The 19,194-nt window shown below is 39.0% G+C and carries 19 protein-coding genes; 10 read left to right on the top strand and 9 right to left on the bottom strand.

The features are described from left to right. Positions 1 to 355: 355 nt before the first annotated feature. From accD to trpB, 5 genes are read right to left on the bottom strand one after another with little or no spacing between them, the layout of a single operon-like run. The gene (gene accD / locus LLF28_07085) at positions 356 to 1,198 is read right to left on the bottom strand and encodes an acetyl-CoA carboxylase, carboxyltransferase subunit beta (protein MCE5195196.1); all 843 of its coding nucleotides are present in this window, start codon (positions 1,196 to 1,198) and stop codon (positions 356 to 358) included. Continuing rightward, positions 1,198 to 1,965 carry a 3',5'-cyclic-nucleotide phosphodiesterase gene (locus LLF28_07080; GenBank protein MCE5195195.1) on the bottom strand — a complete coding sequence of 256 codons (768 nt, stop codon included), beginning with the start codon at positions 1,963 to 1,965 and terminating at the stop codon, positions 1,198 to 1,200. Before LLF28_07080 ends, accD begins: the two co-directional genes overlap by 1 nt. Next, on the bottom strand, positions 1,962 to 3,047 hold the full coding sequence (locus LLF28_07075; protein ID MCE5195194.1) for a GAF domain-containing protein: 1,086 nt from the start codon (positions 3,045 to 3,047) through the stop codon (positions 1,962 to 1,964). Before LLF28_07075 ends, LLF28_07080 begins: the two co-directional genes overlap by 4 nt. Positions 3,048 to 3,053: 6 nt before the next feature. Continuing rightward, positions 3,054 to 3,833: a tryptophan synthase subunit alpha gene (gene trpA / locus LLF28_07070; protein MCE5195193.1), complete on the bottom strand. Its 780-nt coding sequence runs from the start codon at positions 3,831 to 3,833 to the stop codon at positions 3,054 to 3,056. Further along, positions 3,830 to 5,005: a tryptophan synthase subunit beta gene (gene trpB / locus LLF28_07065; GenBank protein ID MCE5195192.1), complete on the bottom strand. Its 1,176-nt coding sequence runs from the start codon at positions 5,003 to 5,005 to the stop codon at positions 3,830 to 3,832. Before trpB ends, trpA begins: the two co-directional genes overlap by 4 nt. A gap of 153 nt (positions 5,006 to 5,158) precedes the next feature. On the opposite strand from trpB, the gene LLF28_07060 reads away from it, so the two are divergent. The 8 genes from LLF28_07060 to LLF28_07025 all read left to right on the top strand — a co-directional run bounded on the left by LLF28_07060 (position 5,159) and on the right by LLF28_07025 (position 12,625). Beyond that, positions 5,159 to 5,830 (top strand): rhomboid family intramembrane serine protease, encoded by a 672-nt coding sequence (locus tag LLF28_07060; protein MCE5195191.1) that lies wholly within the window; start codon positions 5,159 to 5,161, stop codon positions 5,828 to 5,830. After that, positions 5,827 to 6,939, top strand: coding sequence for a zinc-ribbon domain-containing protein (locus LLF28_07055; GenBank protein MCE5195190.1), 1,113 nt, complete (start codon positions 5,827 to 5,829; stop codon positions 6,937 to 6,939). Before LLF28_07060 ends, LLF28_07055 begins: the two co-directional genes overlap by 4 nt. Positions 6,940 to 7,119: 180 nt before the next feature. After that, the gene (gene groES / locus LLF28_07050) at positions 7,120 to 7,407 is read left to right on the top strand and encodes a co-chaperone GroES (GenBank protein MCE5195189.1); all 288 of its coding nucleotides are present in this window, start codon (positions 7,120 to 7,122) and stop codon (positions 7,405 to 7,407) included. Positions 7,408 to 7,444: 37 nt separating this feature from the next. Further along, entirely contained in the window at positions 7,445 to 9,082 is a 1,638-nt protein-coding gene (gene groL, locus LLF28_07045; GenBank protein ID MCE5195188.1) for a chaperonin GroEL, read from the top strand. Positions 9,083 to 9,187: 105 nt separating this feature from the next. Then, positions 9,188 to 10,240, top strand: a complete 1,053-nt coding sequence (mltG, locus tag LLF28_07040) for an endolytic transglycosylase MltG (protein MCE5195187.1) — start codon at positions 9,188 to 9,190, stop codon at positions 10,238 to 10,240. Then, positions 10,227 to 11,276, top strand: coding sequence for a flavodoxin-dependent (E)-4-hydroxy-3-methylbut-2-enyl-diphosphate synthase (gene ispG, locus LLF28_07035; GenBank protein ID MCE5195186.1), 1,050 nt, complete (start codon positions 10,227 to 10,229; stop codon positions 11,274 to 11,276). Before mltG ends, ispG begins: the two co-directional genes overlap by 14 nt. Before the next feature lie 140 nt (positions 11,277 to 11,416). Further along, a complete protein-coding gene (gene panC, locus LLF28_07030; protein MCE5195185.1) occupies positions 11,417 to 12,268 on the top strand; it encodes a pantoate--beta-alanine ligase in 852 nt (283 codons plus the stop codon). Positions 12,269 to 12,286: 18 nt separating this feature from the next. Next, on the top strand, positions 12,287 to 12,625 hold the full coding sequence (locus LLF28_07025; protein MCE5195184.1) for a thioredoxin family protein: 339 nt from the start codon (positions 12,287 to 12,289) through the stop codon (positions 12,623 to 12,625). A gap of 73 nt (positions 12,626 to 12,698) precedes the next feature. Here the strand turns inward: LLF28_07025 and LLF28_07020 are convergent, their stop codons facing one another. Both LLF28_07020 and tgt read right to left on the bottom strand, forming a co-directional pair. Next, positions 12,699 to 13,802 carry a DNA recombination protein RmuC gene (locus tag LLF28_07020; GenBank protein MCE5195183.1) on the bottom strand — a complete coding sequence of 368 codons (1,104 nt, stop codon included), beginning with the start codon at positions 13,800 to 13,802 and terminating at the stop codon, positions 12,699 to 12,701. Between the two features lie 92 nt (positions 13,803 to 13,894). Next, positions 13,895 to 14,986, bottom strand: coding sequence for a tRNA guanosine(34) transglycosylase Tgt (gene tgt / locus LLF28_07015; protein ID MCE5195182.1), 1,092 nt, complete (start codon positions 14,984 to 14,986; stop codon positions 13,895 to 13,897). A 136-nt stretch (positions 14,987 to 15,122) separates the two neighbouring features. Here tgt and pyrE point away from each other — a divergent pair, with 136 nt between their 5' ends. Next, on the top strand, positions 15,123 to 15,689 hold the full coding sequence (gene pyrE / locus LLF28_07010; GenBank protein ID MCE5195181.1) for an orotate phosphoribosyltransferase: 567 nt from the start codon (positions 15,123 to 15,125) through the stop codon (positions 15,687 to 15,689). Between the two features lie 11 nt (positions 15,690 to 15,700). Here pyrE and glnE read toward each other — a convergent pair whose 3' ends face one another. Next, entirely contained in the window at positions 15,701 to 18,490 is a 2,790-nt protein-coding gene (glnE, locus tag LLF28_07005; GenBank protein MCE5195180.1) for a bifunctional [glutamate--ammonia ligase]-adenylyl-L-tyrosine phosphorylase/[glutamate--ammonia-ligase] adenylyltransferase, read from the bottom strand. A gap of 111 nt (positions 18,491 to 18,601) precedes the next feature. Here glnE and LLF28_07000 point away from each other — a divergent pair, with 111 nt between their 5' ends. After that, on the top strand, positions 18,602 to 18,790 hold the full coding sequence (locus LLF28_07000) for a CooT family nickel-binding protein (protein ID MCE5195179.1): 189 nt from the start codon (positions 18,602 to 18,604) through the stop codon (positions 18,788 to 18,790). 1 nt (position 18,791) lies between these two features. On the opposite strand, the gene LLF28_06995 is transcribed toward LLF28_07000, so the two are convergent. Further along, on the bottom strand, positions 18,792 to 19,194 hold a 403-nt coding region (locus LLF28_06995; protein MCE5195178.1), incomplete at its 5' end, for a tetraacyldisaccharide 4'-kinase.

The following is a 19,194-nucleotide window of genomic DNA, read 5'->3' as shown; positions in this document are numbered from 1 at the left end:
CATCTTCTGCGGTGTGCCAAGATGGTCATTGTGATAGAAATAATAATTTCCATTTTCAAGCATAAAGACTGGGTTTGTTCCCCAGATGCTGTTTGGCATCCAGCCATATGCTTTTTTGATGTTTCCTGTTGAGTCATATTCTCCGATTAATCCTTCATCAGCATAGAGATAATAAGTGGCTTGTCCGTTTATATCTTTCTTTATCCTTCTTCCAAATGGGTCGTAGGTGTAGGCTGCGATTCTGCCATTATCTTTCCCTGCAAGTCGTAATGAAATATGACAGTCCCTGCTGAGGTTGTCTTTTTCACCCTCTGGCCGTTGCTGTCATAATTGAATGAAAGAGCTTTTGTGCCTGCTATACTTTGCTTACTGAAAAGAACTCTATTATCTTTGTGAGTGTATTTTTTAAATCTTCTCTGCTCACAACTGCATCTATCATCCCATGCTCGAGCAAAAATTCCGCTCTCTGAAAATTATCAGGAAGCTGCTGCTTGATTGTCTGCTCAATAACACGAGGCCCTGCAAAACCAATAAGACTCTTTGGCTCAGCAATTATTATGTCTCCAAGCATTGCAAAGCTGGCAGCAACACCGCCGAATGTCGGGTCTGCAAGAACTGAGATAAATGGAACTCCGTTGTCTTTAAGTCTTCCAACTGCTGCAGATACCTTTGCCATCTGCATAAGCGAGAATATTCCTTCCTGCATTCTTGCGCCTCCTGAGGAGGCAACGCTTATAAAAGGGATCTTTTTTTCGAGCGCTGTTTCTGCAGCTCTTGATATTTTTTCACCCACAACAGAGCCCATGCTTCCGCCCATGAATGAAAAGTCCATGACAGCAAGCACCACAGGATTGCCGTTTATTAAAGCATTGCCGCATAACACAGCATCAGCAAGTCCGCTTTTTTTCTGGCTCTCCTTGATTCTTTCAGGATATGTCACGGTGTCCTTAAAATTAATAGGATCACCTGATTTCATATCAGTATCAAATTCAGCAAAGGTTCCTTCATCAGTGATAAGATCGAGCCTTTCTTTTGCGCTTATCCTGAAATGATAATTGCATTTAGGACATACCATAAGATTCTTGTCGATTTCTTTCTTGTAGATAATCTCTTTGCAGTTGTCACATTTTACCCACAGACCTTCCGGTATTTTTACTTTCTTTAGTGTTTTTAGTTCTTTTGTTCTCTTAAACCACATTAGATATTTATTTCCTCTCCGTCTTTTAGAATTCTGATATTAGACATCTTGAGCAGTTTTATTTCCTTTGTTATTGTTTTAATATGCTGAGGCTTAGGATGAGTTATTAAAATCCTGTCAGGAATTATTTTCATTTTTTCTATCTCTTTTACCAATACCGCAGGGGTTAAATGCCCTATACGCACAGCAAACTCAGTCATTTTATTTGGGAATGAGACCTCGATTATAGCTGCATTTATTTTTGTTTTGCATTCATGTTCCCATAATTCATTTGTCGGGCCTGTATCGCCTGTGTAGAGCAATCTCTTTTTGTTTTTATCTTCAAGCACGTATCCTACAGCAGGGATTGAGTGATTAACTTTATATGCAGTCAATTTGTAGCTGTCAACTTTTGTCGTTTTATTCAGTTTGATTCTCAGAAGTTTCAAAACCGGATTTTTGCGTGAAGGTATAGCCGTAAAATCAGGCCATATTTTATTGTTCAAAAGATTTTCCTTGAGTGTTTTAAGTGTATTCTCAATCCCGATAACTGTTACAAAGTGCTTTTTGTTTTTTATGATTATGTTGTCGGCAAGAAAAGGGATTCCCCTTATATGGTCAAGGTGCGCATGTGTTAAGACAGCATAGCGTATATTCCACTGCTGGTTTTCAGAGAGCCCTGCTCCTATAGTGCCTGCGTCAAACAACAGTTTCCCATCAATGAGAAATCCCGGAGGATTGAATCCGGGGAATTCTGCACCGGAAGAACCCAGTACTTTCAATTTCATACAAGTATCTCCATCTCTTTCCATGCCCTTAAGAATGCCTCTACAATATTCGCATCTACCTGTCTGCCTGAACATTTCTTCAGTTCATCAAATGCAGTCTCACTAGTTAATGCCTTTCTGTATGGCCTGTCTGTTGTCATTGCGTCAAATGTGTCTGCAACTGCGATTATCCTTGCAATCAATGGTATTTCATCAGACTTGAGTCCGTCAGGATAGCCGGTCCCGTCATATTTTTCATGGTGACCTCTCATGCCCGGAATAACATCTTTGAGTTTTTTAACATGGTTTAGTATATCTGAACCAAACTTAGGATGCATATTCATTATTTTTAATTCTTCTGGATCAAGCTTGCCCTCTTTAAGAAGTATTGTGTCTTTTACCCCGATTTTCCCTATATCATGAAGGATTGCTGCAAGCTTAAGATTCTCTATTTCTTCTTTGCCAAGCCCCATCATCCGTCCGATTGCAAGGCTGAAATTCATAACTCTTTTTGTGTGGCCGCCTGTATAGGGGTCACGTTTTTCTATTGTCTCAGCAAGCGCCTGAGCAGTGCCGTAAAAGGTATCTTTTAGTTCCTGATAAAGATTTGCGTTTTCTATTGCAACTGCAACTTGATTTGACAGGGCAGTGAGTATCTCCAGATCATCATCTGAAAACTTGCCTGATTTTTTATTTATTGTCTGCAGTACTCCAAGAATTTTATTTTTTGTTTTTACAGGCACGCAGAGCATATCTCTCGTTACAAAATCGCTTTTTTTATCAGCACCCCCGAAAAATCTTGTATCTGACTGGACATCATGTATGATAACTGGTTTCCCTTTTTCGGCAACCCATCCTCCGATTCCCTCGCCTTTTTTTAACCTTACCTCTTTTAGCTTGTTTCCTTTTTCACCAAGCGCAACCTCGAAAAAAAGCTCTCCTGTTTCAGGATCTATCAGCAAAAGACTTCCTGTCTCTGCATTGAGCAGTCTGGTTGATGCTTCTATCGCCTGTTTTCTGATTTCTCTTGTATCAAGAGTGGAGTTAATGAGAGCTGCGAGATCGATAAGAGTTTTTAACTGTTCAAGTTTTTTTTCTAACATAGGAGCCTATCCTACTGCTTTTTTTAAGCTTATTACAAATTCCCTGAGTGATTCATCAGAATTTTCCTGTATCTTTTTCACAATTGCGCTTCCTACAATCACACCATCCGAGAATCCAGCTATTGATGAAGCATCTTCTGGGGTTGATATTCCAAAACCAACTGCTATGGGTTTATCAGTTAGTCTGCGTATTGAGTCTATTGATTTTCCTAGAGAGCTGTCGATTGAGAGTTCAGCGCCAGTAATGCCTGTCATCGAAACATAATATATAAAACCTCTTGATTTACTTGCAACCTTTTTTATTCTGTCAGTGGTCGATGTTGGCGCAAGAAGGAATATAATTGCAACAGATGATTTTTTTGTAAGCTTTATAAGCTCATCTGCTTCATCAGGAGGAAGATCAGGGATTATCAGTCCGTCGACTCCTGCATCTTCAGCGTCTTTTATGAATGCTTCTTCGCCATATTTAAAAATAGGATTGTAATATGTCATTAAAATAAGAGGGATTTTAGTTTTTGTACGCAGGTCTTTTACAAGCCCTATGATTTTTCTGAGTGTTGTGCCTTTGTTTAATGAGCGTTCTGCTGCACGCTGTATTGTGGGTCCGTCTGCAAGCGGATCAGAGAATGGAACTCCAAGTTCGATAATATCTGCGCCGCATGATTCGAGAATAAGAACCAGTTCTTTTGTCTTTCCAATGGTTGGGTCGCCTGCCATTATATATGGTATAAGAGCTTTTTTATTCAGTGCTTTTAATTTTTTGAATGTTTTCTCTATTTTGTTCACAGATTTGCACCTTTCATCTTTGCAACCTGCTGCACATCCTTGTCTCCCCTTCCGGATAGATTGACTATTATGATTTTGTTTTTTGCCAGTGAAGGGGCAAGATTTACAGCCTCTGCAATTGCATGTGCAGATTCAAGCGCAGGGATTATGCCGTCAGTTTTTGACAAGAGTTCAAATGCAGCAAGCGCCTTTTCGTCAGTTGCGTATGTATATTTGGCTTTTGTTATTTCCTTAAGAAATGAATGTTCAGGACCGACTGCCGCGTAATCCAGTCCTGCTGATATGGAGTGTGTTTCTAACACATTACCGTCCTCATTTTGGAGAAGATATGTCTTGCATCCCTGAAAAATACCAAGAGATCCTCCTTCGAATCTAGCAGCATGTTTTCCACTGTTTATTCCTTTTCCTCCAGCTTCAACCCCTATCATTTCTATATTGTCATCGAGAAATTCATGGAACAATCCCATTGCATTGCTTCCGCCTCCAACGCACGCTATAAGGTAATCAGGCAGTCTGCCTTCAGCTTCGAGTATCTGTTTTCTGGTTTCTTTCCCGATAACCGACTGAAAATCTCTGACCATCGATGGGAAAGGATGAGGCCCGAACACAGTGCCAAGAACATAGTGAGTTGTCCTTACATTTGTTGTCCAGTCTCTCAAGGATTCGCTTATTGCGTCTTTCAATGTCTTAGAGCCGATATTTACTTCTGTTACTTTTGCACCCAGCAATTTCATCCTGAAAACATTGAGCGCCTGTCTCTCGGCATCAATAGATCCCATATATACTTCACATTCAAGACCGGTAAGTGCAGCGCCTGTTGCTGTTGCTACTCCATGCTGTCCAGCTCCAGTCTCGGCAATAACTCTTTTTTTCCCAAGCTTTTTTGCAAGCAGACACTGCCCCAGCGCATTATTAATTTTATGAGAACCTGTGTGTGCAAGGTCTTCTCTTTTTAGATATATTTTTGCGCCGTCAAGATATTCAGTAAGTCTTTTTGCAAAATAAAGAGGCGTTGGTCTTCCGATGTAAGTTTTCTGAAGATGTTTGAGTTCTTCCTGAAAAAATTTATCTTTTTTTGATTTCAGATATGCGGTTTCCAACTCTGCAAGTGCAGGCATTAATGTCTCAGGTACAAATCTTCCGCCGTATTTTCCGAAGTAACCTTTTTTCATTTTCTTTTTATGCTGGAATCAAGATTTTTATTGCTTATTATATCACATAAACTAGTTCTCAACCTTTGTTGAAACACTGTGGAAATTGTTGATTGATTTGACCACAAAAAATTAATTGAGTAATATTATTATTGTCAATGGAGGACAAAGAGATTGATCCCATTTAAAGATGATAATCCCATAAAGACATTCCCTTTTATTACAATCGGAATAATAGCACTAAACATAATTGTTTTTATCTGGGAACTTACTTCACCTATTGGAGAGAAAACAATAGTTGCCAGTTACGGCGCTCTTCCTTCATCTATACTCTCTATGCAAGGCAATCAGCCTGTCAGTCCTGCTCTGACTGTTTTTTCTTCAATGTTTATGCACGGAGGAATTCTTCATATTGCAGGCAACATGCTTTATCTCTGGATATTCGGAAATAATATTGAAGACAAACTGGGGCATTTCAGATTCATTGCATTTTATCTGCTTGGCGGCATAGTTGCTGCATATTCGCATGCTATAACTAACCCAAGTTCAAATATTCCCATGATAGGGGCAAGCGGAGCTATTGCAGGAGTTCTGGGTGCATATATAGTTCTTTTCCCGCATGCAAGAGTCCATACATTAATTTTTTTCGGATTCTTCATTGATATAGTCAGGATCCCTGCCTTGATAGTTATTAGTTTTTGGGCTATCATACAATTCATAAGCGGTGCTTTAAGCCAGGGACTTGCAGCTCATGCTGGAGTTGCATGGTTCGCCCATATAGGAGGATTTCTTTTTGGGCTGTTGACTATAAAGCTATGGTTGTTTAATAGGAGGAGTTTAGAGTGATAGTTGGGTGTCCAAAGTGTTATACAAAGCTAAAGGTTTCTGATGAGAAGATCGCTCCTGAAGGCACAAAATTCAAATGTCCGAAATGCAGCGCAATCCTTCTTGTAAAAAAACCTGCACCGCAGCCTCAGGAGATTCAACCTCAGGCAGTACACACTAGAACGACTACCGGCGCAAAAATCATTGTTGCTCATAGCAATCCTGCAGTTGTTGCAAAGATAAGCAGCCTCCTTGCTAGGAATGATTTCTCGGTTTTAACAGCGCAGGATGGAGTTGAAGCTGCTCAGAAGATAGCAGAAGCAATTCCTGCTGTTGCAATACTCGATGTTGCTCTTCCAGAGATATTCGGTTTTGATTTGTGCAAACAATTCAAGGATAAGGCAGAAACTCGTGATATAAAAGTTATCCTAATAAGTTCAATATATGATAAGAATCGTTATAGAAGAGAGCCTAATTCTTTATATGGAGCTGATGATTATATTGAAGAGCACAATATAAATAGTCTGCTTATTGAAAAAATTAATTCAGTATTAGGAAATGAAAGGCCGGGCATAGAACAGAAAAAAGAAGAGACAAAGGAAACGTTGCAGCAAGAGATATCAAACAGACCTGTATTTGACAGGCTGGAAACACCGAAGGTTGAAAGACATGCGCCTGCTTCTACAGTTTCTAATGGCAATGAAGAGCCTTTCTCAATGCCTAAAATACAGAAGCCGTCATTTTCACCTGAACCTTCGATTTCAAAAACAGCAGAAACTTTTACACGACCTGAAATAACGCTGCCGCCTGTTACTGAGGAAATTACCGCTAGAGAAGAGATAAAAATACAGCCGGCAAAAAAAGAAATTATTGAAGAAAAAAACCCTGCAGTGGAAAAGGCCCGCAGACTTGCAAGGACTATTGTTGCTGACATTTATTTATACAGTCCAACAAAGATGGAAAGCTCAATGAAGAATGATAGTTTTAGCGCTGACTTTGCTCCGGAGATTAGAGAAGGGCTAAAACTGTACAACGACCGTGTTGCAAAAGAAGTAAGGGAAAAGGGTGATTTTTTCAATGAGGCAATAAACAATTTTATAAGGGAAAAGAAGAAAACCCTAAATCTTTAAAAAATACAAGAAAAAAGCTGAAAATCAGAGTTTTAAAGAGATTTAATTATTTATTTACTACCTAGATGACCTTGCTTTGCTACTTGTTTACCTAGTATATTAGCACTCACTTGGTTAGACTGCTAACAACCAAAAATGGGAAACTGTAAAACAATAATTTTAAAGAAAGGAGAAAAAGCTATGAAGTTTAAACCACTTAAGGACAGAGTATTAGTAAAGTATTCTTCAGAAGAGGAAAAGACTGCTGGCGGTCTTTACATCCCTGACGCAGCAAAGGAAAAACCACAGAGAGGTACAGTTGTGGCAATAGGCGCAGGCAGAGTTACTGACGATGGAAAGCGCCAGACAATGGAAGTTAAGGTTGGGGACACAATACTCTTCGACAAATACTCTGGTTCGAAGATAAAGATGGACAATGAGGAATATCTTATCATCAGAGAAGAGGATATCCTCGGTATTGTTGCATAGTTAAGAATTAAGAAAATAAAAGATTATTAGGAGGAAAATCATGGCTAAACAGCTTGTTTTTGACGAGGCAGCAAGAAGCGCTCTTTTAAAAGGCGTAAGCATCCTTACAGATGCAGTAAAGGCTACATTAGGGCCAAAGGGCAGAAATGCAATTCTTGATAAAAAATATGGGGCACCTACAATCACAAAAGACGGTGTATCAGTTGCAAAAGATATAGAGCTTAAAGATCCATGGCAGAATATGGGAGCACAGCTTGTAAGAGAAGTTTCATCAAAGACCTCTGATGTTGCAGGCGACGGTACAACAACTGCTACGGTTCTCGCGCATGCCATTTTCAGAGAGGGCATAAAGAATGTTGTTGCAGGAACAAACCCTATGGATATTAAGAGGGGTATTGAAAAGGCAGTTGAAACGGTTGTTGCAGAGATAAAGAAACTTAGCAAGCCTGTTCAGGACAAAAAAGAGATTGCACAGGTAGGAACAATATCTGCTAACAATGATGTGTCAATCGGACAGCTTATCGCTGAGGCAATGGATAAGGTCGGCAAGGATGGTGTAATCACTGTTGAAGAGGCAAAGAGTATGGCAACAACCCTCGATGTTGTTGAGGGTATGCAGTTCGACAGAGGATACATCTCACCATATTTCATTACAGACCCTGAGCGTATGGAATGCGTGCTTGATGATGTATTCATTCTTATTAATGAAAAGAAAATATCGAACATGAAAGATCTTCTTCCAATCCTTGAGCAGACGGCAAAGATGGGGAAACCTCTTCTTATAATTGCTGAGGAAATTGAAGGAGAAGCGCTTGCTACACTTGTTGTTAACAAACTTCGCGGAACAATACATGTATGCGCTGTCAAGGCTCCTGGCTTTGGCGAAAGAAGAAAGGCAATGCTTGAGGATATAGCTATACTTACTGGCGGAACAATGATTGCCGAAGACCTTGGGATTAAACTTGAAAGCATCAAAATATCTGATCTCGGAAAAGCAAAGAAGGTAACAATTGATAAAGAAAACACAACAATTGTTGAAGGTGCAGGCGATCAGACCAAGATAAAGGGAAGAATCAAACAGATAAAGGCGCAGATAGAGGAAACAACATCTGACTACGACAAAGAGAAATTGCAGGAGCGTCTTGCAAAGATTGTGGGCGGAGTTGCAGTTATTAATGTCGGCGCAGCAACAGAGACAGAGATGAAAGAGAAAAAGGCAAGAGTTGAGGACGCTTTGCATGCAACAAGAGCGGCAGTTGAAGAGGGAATAGTCCCAGGAGGCGGTGTTGCTCTCCTCAGAACAATTTCTGCACTTGACAAACTTAAACTTGATGCTGACCAGCAGGTTGGGGTTGAGATTATAAAGAAAGCGCTTGAAGAGCCGGTAAGACAGATAGTATTCAATGCTGGTCTTGAAGGTTCAGTTGTTGTTGAAAAAATCAAGAACTCAAAAGATGTGAACTACGGCTTTGATGCTGACAAAGAAGAGTATGTAGACATGATGAAAGCAGGTATCATTGATCCTACAAAGGTTACAAGATATGCTCTTCAGAATGCTGCATCAGTTGCAGCATTGATGCTCACAACAGCTGTTATGGTCACAGACATTCCAGAGGAAGAAAAGCCAAAGATGCCTGGCGGTCCCGGCGGAATGGGCATGGAAGGAATGTACTAAACCGGATATAAAGGTTAGCTGTAATGCAGTTAAACAAAAGGGGCGTCATAAGACGCCCCTTTACATTGATTGACTGTAAATCTATATTCTGGCATCCTATTAATAATGAAAAAAATAAAATTAAATATAAAAAGAGACATAAAAGTAATATTGATCTGTGTTCTATTAGTAAACATCCTCTATGCTTATATCGCTTTTATGATTCCACTTCCATTAGGGCCTGATGCAAGAGAGATCCGCATACCAAAAGGCGCTACATTCAGGCAGGTAGTGGATGTTCTCGCTAAAGAAAATCTTGTAAGAGATAAAAATCTATTTTTGTTGATCGGGAGAATTACGGGATTACATAAAAAGATAAGGGTGGGCTACTATTCGATTGCCGGCACAATGAGTCCTTTTGATATTCTCAGAATGCTTGAACGCGGAGAGATTATTCAAAACACAGTGACGATTATAGAAGGAGAATCTTTATCGGAAATAGCTGAAAAACTTGATGAGATGGAGATAGTCGACAAGGAAACTTTTAAGGCTATGGCTAAAGACACTGTATTTCTTGATTCATACAACATAGAAGCGCCTTCAGTCGAAGGTTATCTTTTTCCTGACACATACAATATACCTAAAGGCACCGAGCCCGAAGAAGTTTTGAGTTTTATGATAGACAGTATGCGCGAGAAATTTTCCGAGAAATTCAGGAAAAGAGCAGAAGAGCTCGGAATGTCAGAGAATGAAATCCTAACTATGGCCTCTATAATAGAAAAAGAAGCTGTTGTAGACAAGGAGCGTCCGATTATCTCTGCTGTTTATCATAACAGGCTCAAAAAGAATATGAAGCTTCAGGCGGATCCCACAGCCATTTACGGGGTTAAGAATCCAAGAGCAAAGGTAACTTTAAAAGATCTTAAAAGCAATACAAAATATAACACGTATGTTATCAAGGGGCTTCCTCCCGGACCGATTGCCTCGCCAGGGATAAAGTCTATAGAGGCAGCGTTATATCCGGCTGATGTTCCGTATATTTATTTTGTCTCGAATAATGACGGCACTCATATTTTTTCCACCAGCTCAAAACAACATGCAAAAGCAGTAGAGTCATACAGGGAAAAGAAAAACAAATCAAGGGAAGACAAAAAGGCTAAAGCAAATGGCAGTTCGTAAAAAAACAAAAGTTATTAATGTTGGAAAGGTAGCAATCGGAGGAGTAAATCCTGTAAGTGTCCAGTCAATGACAAAGACTGACACGAGAAATTATGCCTTAACAATAAAGCAGATCAAAGGACTTGAAAAAGCAGGCTGCGAGATAATAAGACTTGCAGTTCCTGATATGGAAGCAGCAAAGGCTCTTGGGAAGATTAAAAAAGGCATAAGCATTCCTATGATTGCTGATATACATTTTGACTGGAGGCTTGCACTTGAGGCGGTAAAGCAGGGAGTTGACGGTTTAAGGATTAATCCTGGCAATATTGGGGCAAAATGGAAAGTTGCAGAAGTTGTAAAAGCAGCTTCTGACAGTTTCATCTCAATAAGAGTAGGCGTTAATGCAGGATCACTGGAAAAACAACTGTTTGCAAAATACGGTCATCCATCTCCTGAGGCGCTTGTTGAGAGTGCGGCAGGACACATAGATATACTCGAAAGTCTTGGATTCAATTCTATAAAGGTTTCACTTAAGGCATCTAATGTGCCTACAACAATCGAAGCATACAGATTGTTCTCAAAAAAATACAGATATCCGCTTCATGTCGGAATATCAGAGGCTGGTCCCCCAGCAACGGGCATTATAAAAAGTTCTGTTGGAATAGGGCTACTTCTTTCAGAAGGCATAGGAGATACAATAAGAGTTTCACTTACAGCAGAGCCGATAGAAGAAGTGAGAGTTGCGTATGAAATACTTAAGGCGCTTCATATAAGAGAAAAAGGTGTGGAGATAATCTCATGCCCTACTTGCGGCAGATGCAATATTGATATTAAAAAACTTGCAGTAAAAATTGAAGCAAGACTAAAAAATATTAAGAAACCAATAACAGTTGCAGTAATGGGATGTGTTGTTAACGGTCCGGGAGAAGCGCGCGGAGCTGATTTTGGAATTGCAGGAGGGAAAGGCAGAGGCATCTTGTTTAAAAAAGGAAAGATTATAAAACAGGTAAAAGAAGAAGAACTCCTCGATGCTTTGTTAAAAGAGATTGAGGATTAATTGCTGCCTATTTTTTTAATTAAGATAGAAACGTTTACTTCAAAAGTTTGTAATCAGCTGTAAGTTTGACAAAGGACCATCTGTCTGTTAGCGTATGATTATTAGATAATTTTTTAAAACTGTGGAAGCATGAGGAGATAATGGAGCTGATTCGCATACCAAGGGTCATGCAGGATACAACAAAGGTGCATCTTCTGCACGGAAGAACAATAGGCTTTGTGCCGACAATGGGCGCATTGCATGAAGGACATATGAGCCTGGTGAGGATGTCTAAGGCAGAGAACGATATTACAGTTGTCAGTATATTCGTAAACCCAAAACAGTTTGGACCAAAAGAGGATTTTTCGAAATATCCACGCGATGCTGATGGAGACATTGCAAAACTAAAAGCAGAGGGGATAGATGTTCTTTATATGCCTGATGATTCTTTGGTTTATCCTGAAAATTTTTCAACCTTTATTGATATGAATGGACTCTCTGAAAAACTCTGTGGAGCTTACAGACCGGGTCATTTCAAGGGCGTATGCACAGTTGTTGCAAAACTCTTTAATGTTGTTAAGCCTACAAGGGCATATTTCGGGCAGAAAGATTTTCAACAGTGTGTGGTTATAAAAAAAATGGTTAAAGACCTTGATATGGCTGTTGAAGTTGTTGTTAGTCCGATATTCAGGGAAGAAGATGGGTTGGCTATGAGTTCGAGAAACAGATATCTCAATAAAGAAGAACGCAATGCAGCAGCGGTAATCTATGAATGCCTTTCAAAAACTGCTGATATGATAAGGTCTGGTATAATTGATAAGAAGAAGATTAAAAAAATGATGAAGGATAGATTGTCTAATGAATCATTTGTTGCTGAGATTCAATATGCATCAGTGTATGATCCACAGACGCTGGATGAACTTGAAAGAGTTGAAAAGCAAGCACTTCTTGCTGTTGCACTGAAAATAGGGGAAACAAGATTGATAGACAATATGTTAGTAGATGTAAAATAAAATATGGAGGTGACCAAGATGCTGCAACGAGTTTATATACAAATATTAGATAATCCGATGGAAGATGTTATGCTGTCTGCAGACAGGTTTGATGCCTCTATGACTAACAAGCTTCTGGCTGAGAAGCTTCAGAATGAAATGGGCAAGACATATCCTTTCATGGTGTCTGTTGAATATGTGGATTTGTTCACTGATGAGGATGATGATTTCGGAGATGTCAGGGAACTACTTAGGCATGGAGCAATAACAACACCTGTTGTAGTTATAAACGGTGTGCCAAGGATATATGGAGGCATCCCATCGTCAGTTATTAAAAAAGAAGTTGAGAATATTCTTTCCTCAGGGCTGGTTCACTAACAATTTGCTGGTTCAGGGCTTATGCCCTGAACCAGCATTATAATTTCTTTAATTAAGCTTTATAAAAAAGCGTCTATTCAAGATTTATTGTTTCGTCAAATGTAATAGACTGCCGTTTTCTTAGTTCATCGATTTTGTTTAAAGGTTTTTCAAGCATATTTTTCCTTGTTCCAATAAGTTGATCGTATTGTTCTTTTGCTGAGTCAAGGCGTTCTCCCATGGTTGTAAAGACCTTTTTGTAATTTTCCCACTGCTTGTGAAATTCTCCGAGAAGTTTTATTATCTCAGAGGCAGTCCTCTCCATATTAAAATTTTCAACAGCCTGTCTTATTACAGCAAGAACTGCATATAGCGTGAATGGCGAACAGAGGATTACTTTCTGTTTCAATGCCTCGTCCATTATTGTTATGTCAGCCTCATTAATAAAACTAAAAACCTGCTCATTCGGGATGAAGAGTATTACATAATCGACAGTATTGTCGGCTGTATCAATATAATTCCTATTTGTTACCTGCTTGATCATTATTTTCATGTTTTTTACTAACTCTTCCTTAAAGCGCTTTCTGTCATGTTCTGTCTGTGAATCAAGATAATGCTGGTAGTTATCAAGAGGGAATTTAACATCCATATTTATTTTCAATTTGTTCGGCAGTAAAAAGGTGTAATCAGGCCTGTTTGCTGATTCCTCGACAGTCTTTTGCTTTATATAATTCAGGCCCTCAACCATTCCAATGAGCCTGATTATGTCCTCGGCCATTCTCTCGCCCCATTCGCCTCTTTTTTTCGAGCTTGCAAACGCCTGCCGCAAATGTTCAGTTGTGTCTTTGAGTTTTGTTGTTATGTCTGAATGGGTTTTAACGAGTGATGATATTTCCGAGCTTCCTTTCTCAACATCCGACATTTTTTTCTGAACATCAGAAAGAGTTTTGCTCATCTGCTCGATGCTTTTATCAATAAGTTCTTTTTTGCCTTCAAGTTTTTCTCCTGCAATGTTCAGAAAATGGTCTGAGTTTTTTGCAAGCACATCCAGGGATAAAGACTGAAAGGTTTCTTTCAGCTTCTGCTCCATATCCTGAAAGTTCTGCTGAGAATGCTTCAGGAAATGGACTTTTGCCACAAGCCATATAATAATTGCTGATAATATTAAAACTGTAACACCAAAAATTACATAGCACATTTTTTTCCCTTTACTGTATTGTATTTTAATATATTTATCAGACTTAATATCTATCTAATGCTACTGATACAACATGTATTTGAATGTACTATTTATTTAACCAACGACTGCCATTTATTCTTGAATTCAACGAACCTGTTTCTCTTAATAGCTTCTCTGATTTTTCTAAAAAAGTCGAGGTAAAAATAAAGATTATGTATTGTATTGAGTCTCATAGATAATATTTCTTTTGCAAGGAACAGATGCCTTAAATATGCCTTGGAGAAATTTCTACATGTGTAGCAGCCGCAGTTTTCATCAAGAGTTGAATTGTCTTCTTTAAATTCTGTGCGTTTGATGCTGATTCTGCCATTGCTGGTAAAAAGCGTACCGTTTCTGGCATTTCTTGTAGGCATAACGCAGTCAAACATATCAAACCCTGCTTCCACTGCCACAAGCATGTCATAAAGGTCGCCGATTCCCATAAGATATCTTGGTTTATCCTGCGGCATTATAGGCGCAATAAAATTTATTATCTCATGCATCTCTTCTTTTGGTTCTCCAACGCTTACACCGCCTATTGCATAACCGTCGAATCCTATATCAACTATCTCTTCAAGGCTTCTTTTCCTCAAATCTTTATACATCCCGCCTTGTATTATTCCGAATAATCCTTGATTATTTTTATGATATTCTTTGCACTGTTTTACCCATTTTGTTGTAAGTTCAAGGGATTTCTGGCTGTACTCGTAAGTTGAGGGATACGGCGTGCATTCATCAAATGCCATGCAGATATCAGAGCCAAGCTCAGACTGTATTTCCATTGCGATCTGCGGGCTGATAAAATGCATGGAGCCGTCGAGATGTGATTTAAAGTGAACGCCCTTTTCATCAATCTCTCGTAATGCAGAAAGACTGTAGACCTGGAAGCCTCCGCTGTCAGTCAAGATTGGTCCATCCCATCCCATGAATTTATGCAGTCCGCCCAGCTTTGCTATTGTCTCGTGGCCGGGCCTCAGATAAAGGTGATATGTATTGGAGAGAATTATTTCAGAGCCGATCTCTTTTAATTCAAGAGGAGACATGGCCTTTACTGTTGCCTGAGTTCCTACAGGCATGAATACAGGAGTGTTTATGTTCCCATGCTCTGTCTCGATAATCCCCAGACGTGAATTTTCATCCTGCGAAATGATTTTAAAGTTCATGTTTGGTAGTTTACATTCTGGTAATGAAGATTGACAACTGTCTGAGTTATATTCATAAGGAAAACTTGTAATGAAAATCGGAATAATGTTAAATTTATCTGAAAAAAGATTTAATACTTTATCGCCGGGAGAGAGAATGAAAAACAGACTTGTAGAATTAGTACTTGAGAAATCTTTTAAATACAGCGAAGAACCTGTTTTTAAACTCGTGTCCGGCAGAATGTCCAATTATTATTTCAACTGTAAATCAGTAACGCTTCACCCTGAAGGAATGTATCTCATAGGCAATCTGATGTTTGGGATGATAAAGGATCTTAATATAAGCGCAGTCGGAGGCCTTACACTTGGAGCTGATCCAATAGCATATGCAATATCATATACATCCTATCTGAAAAACAAACCTATTGAGGCATTCGTTGTGAGAAAGACAGCAAAGTCTCACGGCACAATGCAGTGGATCGAGGGAAATGTTAAGAAGGGTGACAGGATTGTGATTATTGAGGACGTACTAACAACAGGCAAATCATCTATTGAGGCAATCAATAGGGCAAAAGAAGCTGGACTAGATATAGTTAAAGTCATAAGCCTTGTTGACAGACAGGAAGGCGGAAGAGAGAGCATTGAGGCAGCAGGCCACAAAGTTGAAGCTCTTGTTTCAAGAGATGACGTAATGGAGCTTTACAGAAAACTTAAGAAAAAATAAAATCTTCAGGATTAACTCACAAGGAGTTCGTAGATATTTTTAATTGATGCCTTTGTATCTTTTAATCTTAAAAGCAGGTCATCCTTATTCTTTAACCCTATGAATCCAGCAAGCGAATCCAATATTTCCGTGTCATCTTTCGCCAGAACCTCTTGGCCTCTTAATCTAAGATAACTTTCTATGTTTCTATAAAAGATGTATGAATCATACATTAAAATTTTATCAGATTTATTTATCACGCGCGAATCTCTGAGTCTCTTGATAGCAGTCAGGGTATCCTGCACAAGTACAGAAGGATATGTCCTGCAGTTTTTAAGCTGAAGGAACTGGACAGTGAATTCAAGCTCCTCAATTCCGCCTTCTCCGAGTTTAATGTCATATGCCGCGCCTTCTTTCGAAAGCTCTTTCCTTATTCTTTCGCGCATTGCCTTTATGTCATGAGAAGATACAAGCGGCCCGTATCTTAGAAGTATATCTTTCCGCATATTCATGAAAAGTCCTGCTGTTTCTATATCGCCGCCAACAGGTCTTGCCTTGAGCAGGGCTTGAAGCTCCCAGAAAGCAGCATTGTTTCTGTAATAATCCGTAAGCGACTGAATAGATGAGACTAGAGGGCCTCTTGTACCGTCAGGTCTGAGTCTCGTATCAACTTTGTAAGCTATTCCTTCCCGTGTGTATGAGATAAGAAGTCTTAAAAGCCTTTCAGCAGTTTTTATGTCTTTTTCAGTAACATTTTCTTTTGTGATAAAAATGATATCAATATCTGAATTGAACGTAATCTCTCGCCCGCCTAATTTGCCGAATCCTATAATGCAGAGATTTATCGGAGTTTCAAGACAGTTTGAAAGTATTGCCTCCGCTGTTTTGCTGAACTGTTTAACAAGAGTAATGACATCAATTTTTTTCTGCAGATAAAGAATGCCAAGTCTGGCATCGTCAACCTGTTTCATCAGTCTTATAGCTTCGCTTAAAGAAAGTCCGCCTTGTATTTCATCTCTTAGTTCTTTCTGTATTGTTCTCAGAGTTTTTTTGAAAATTATCTGCTGTCCTATCATCTCAAGATAATCAGGACGCCTTATTATTGTTTTAGACAGATATTCACTCTGAGAAAAAATATTTATAAGCAGAGGAATCAATGCCCTGTTTTTTATAAAAATATCAAGGTATGATTCCCTTTCACTGAGCATTGCTGAGAAAGGCTGAAGATGATTTAGCGACATGTCAGGATTCGAGCTTTTTATAGCTGCATCGACAAATGCAGGAAGTATCTCGCTTAATATCCTCCTGCCTTTTAAAGTTTGGAAGTGGTATGTAGTATTTTTAATCTGCTGAATAATGCGAACGCATTTCTCTATATCCTTCAATCCTTTGGCGCTGAGATATTCTCTCGTCTCTGCTTCAGAGAATTCTTCGTCAAAGAGTATCCTGCTTTCGGAGGCAATTATTTCATCTTCTTCTGTCTGCTTTTCTATTTTGAAAAGAGAATCATATATGCCCCTTGTTTTCCCCCGCCTTGTTTCAAGCTCTGACAAGAAGGGTCTGCTCTCTGAAAATCCCATTTTTTTACCCAGCACAGCAATCTCCGTCTTGTCAGAAGGAAGAGAGTATGTCTGCAGGTCATTTAATTGCTGTAGCCTATGCTCTAGTGTTCTTAAAAATACATAATTCTCTGACAAGGTAGAAAAATCATTATTGCCGATGAGATTTTTCTGTAATAGTTTATGGAGGGTTTTTAGAGTATTTTTCTCCCTTAAAAGGGGTTCTCTTCCCCCATAAATTAACTGCAAAGCGTGAATGAAAAATTCTATCTCTCTTATCCCTCCATATCCTCTTTTTATGTCATCTTTTTTAAATGTTGAATTAATTTTTGTTTTAATCTCCCTGATTTCGTGTATTGAGCTGTGGTCAAGATATTTTCTGTACACAAACGGTTCGATCATCTTGATAAATTCTTCTCCAAGATTTTTATCTCCTGCTATGGGCCTTGCCCTGAGCAGCATTGCCCTTTCCCATGCGCGTCCCCACGATTCGTAATAGATTTCATATGCTGTTAACGATTGTGCAAGGCTTCCTTTCTGTCCTTCAGGCCTAAGCCTCAGGTCAACCCTGTAAGCAAAACTGTCTTCTGTATTCAAAGAAAGCATACGGCTAAGGACTTCAACAGCCCTGCAGTAATATTCATGGTTGTTTATTCGGTTTTTGCGAATGCCCTGCATTGTTGTTATTCCAGATGTTTCTCCTTGTTCATTTCCATAAACAAATATAAGGTCAATGTCAGAGCTGAAATTAAGCTCCTCGCTGCCAAGTTTCCCAAGGGAAATGACTGATAAGGCATCCTGCTCAGGTGTGCCATATGTGCTGGTGAGATTTTTTTTAACAATTTTCAGTGATTCATCAACTATTACATCAGCAAGCAAGCTGAGTTCCAGCATTGTTTCTGCAATATCCGTTTTTTTAAGTATATCGCGAAGAGTTATTTTCAGCATCTCTTCTTTTCTGAACATGCGCACTGCCTTCATATGATCAGCCTCGGAAATGAATCTTTCTCTCAATAATACAGTGAGAGAGTCTTTTCTGAACTGATCATTAATATTTTCTAATGTCCTAAAAAGAATATCGGGGTTTAATATGCAGAAAACAGAGAGAAACTGACTATAACTGAAAAGCAGGGAAACAGATTCTATGCTCGCTCTAAGTTTGTCTATATAATCAGGATTTTTCTCGCAGAAAATTTCAAGATTTTTGCGTGCCCTTTCAGGATCAGGCGTGGAATGAACAGCAGACTTGATAAATTTTTCCATGGATAAATTTTTACATGAAACGCATGTTTTGAACAAGGAAAAACATACTCTGTATCGCCATTACATGTCAAATTGCATTATACTTAAATATAAAATCGCTTGGAGGTTATTATGTGTGAGACTAATGCATATATTTTCAAAGACGGAAAGGAAGAGCTTTATCTTGAGAGCCTGGATTCAGCACGACCTGAAGACAGCAAGGTCTATCTTAAAAATATGTTTGGGGAGCAGAAAATATTCAACGGGAAGATTAAAGAGGTTTCGTTCCTAAAAGGAAGGGTAATTCTGGAGGAAAAATAGTTTAGTTTGCAGCTTCTTCAAAAAATTTCTCGTCTGCACTCAGTTCAATAGAAAGCGAGACGAGATTTTCTGGAAGACGCAGATGCCTAAGTCTTATCATGTCTTTTTCTGTTGTAACTATCCATTCAGCGCTGCATTCTTCGGCATTCTGCAGATCTGAAATAATATCTGTTTGCTTAAATTCATAATGATCTCGGTAAGAGCTTACTGTTTTAATATCAGCTCCCAAAAATTTTAATGTTTTTTTGAACGACTCAGGATTAGCAATAGCGCAAAGCGCTAGGATATCTTTATCTTTAGCCCAGTCAAGAGGCAGATTTTCTCCTGATTGTTTTATAAAACCAACTGGCTTATGTTCTGAAAAGAATATGCCTGCATCAGGGTTGTAGGTCTTGATCTCTTCT

The organism is Nitrospiraceae bacterium (genome assembly GCA_021373015.1).
Taxonomy (GTDB): domain Bacteria; phylum Nitrospirota; class Thermodesulfovibrionia; order Thermodesulfovibrionales; family UBA1546; genus JAJFTJ01.
The sequence above is the reverse complement of the archived record's forward strand: the minus strand, read 5'-3'. Positions and strand labels throughout refer to the sequence as shown.

Coding starts and splice junctions, on each gene's coding strand:
- accD (MCE5195196.1), bottom strand. CDS start 1,198: ATGTGGTTTAAGAGAACAAAAGAACTAAAAACACTAAAGAAAGTAAAA.
- LLF28_07080 (MCE5195195.1), bottom strand. CDS start 1,965: ATGAAATTGAAAGTACTGGGTTCTTCCGGTGCAGAATTCCCCGGATTC.
- LLF28_07075 (MCE5195194.1), bottom strand. CDS start 3,047: ATGTTAGAAAAAAAACTTGAACAGTTAAAAACTCTTATCGATCTCGCA.
- trpB (MCE5195192.1), bottom strand. CDS start 5,005: ATGAAAAAAGGTTACTTCGGAAAATACGGCGGAAGATTTGTACCTGAG.
- groES (MCE5195189.1), top strand. CDS start 7,120: ATGAAGTTTAAACCACTTAAGGACAGAGTATTAGTAAAGTATTCTTCA.
- mltG (MCE5195187.1), top strand. CDS start 9,188: ATGAAAAAAATAAAATTAAATATAAAAAGAGACATAAAAGTAATATTG.
- ispG (MCE5195186.1), top strand. CDS start 10,227: ATGGCAGTTCGTAAAAAAACAAAAGTTATTAATGTTGGAAAGGTAGCA.
- panC (MCE5195185.1), top strand. CDS start 11,417: ATGGAGCTGATTCGCATACCAAGGGTCATGCAGGATACAACAAAGGTG.
- LLF28_07025 (MCE5195184.1), top strand. CDS start 12,287: ATGCTGCAACGAGTTTATATACAAATATTAGATAATCCGATGGAAGAT.
- LLF28_07020 (MCE5195183.1), bottom strand. CDS start 13,802: ATGTGCTATGTAATTTTTGGTGTTACAGTTTTAATATTATCAGCAATT.
- tgt (MCE5195182.1), bottom strand. CDS start 14,986: ATGAACTTTAAAATCATTTCGCAGGATGAAAATTCACGTCTGGGGATT.
- pyrE (MCE5195181.1), top strand. CDS start 15,123: ATGAAAAACAGACTTGTAGAATTAGTACTTGAGAAATCTTTTAAATAC.
- glnE (MCE5195180.1), bottom strand. CDS start 18,490: ATGGAAAAATTTATCAAGTCTGCTGTTCATTCCACGCCTGATCCTGAA.
- LLF28_07000 (MCE5195179.1), top strand. CDS start 18,602: ATGTGTGAGACTAATGCATATATTTTCAAAGACGGAAAGGAAGAGCTT.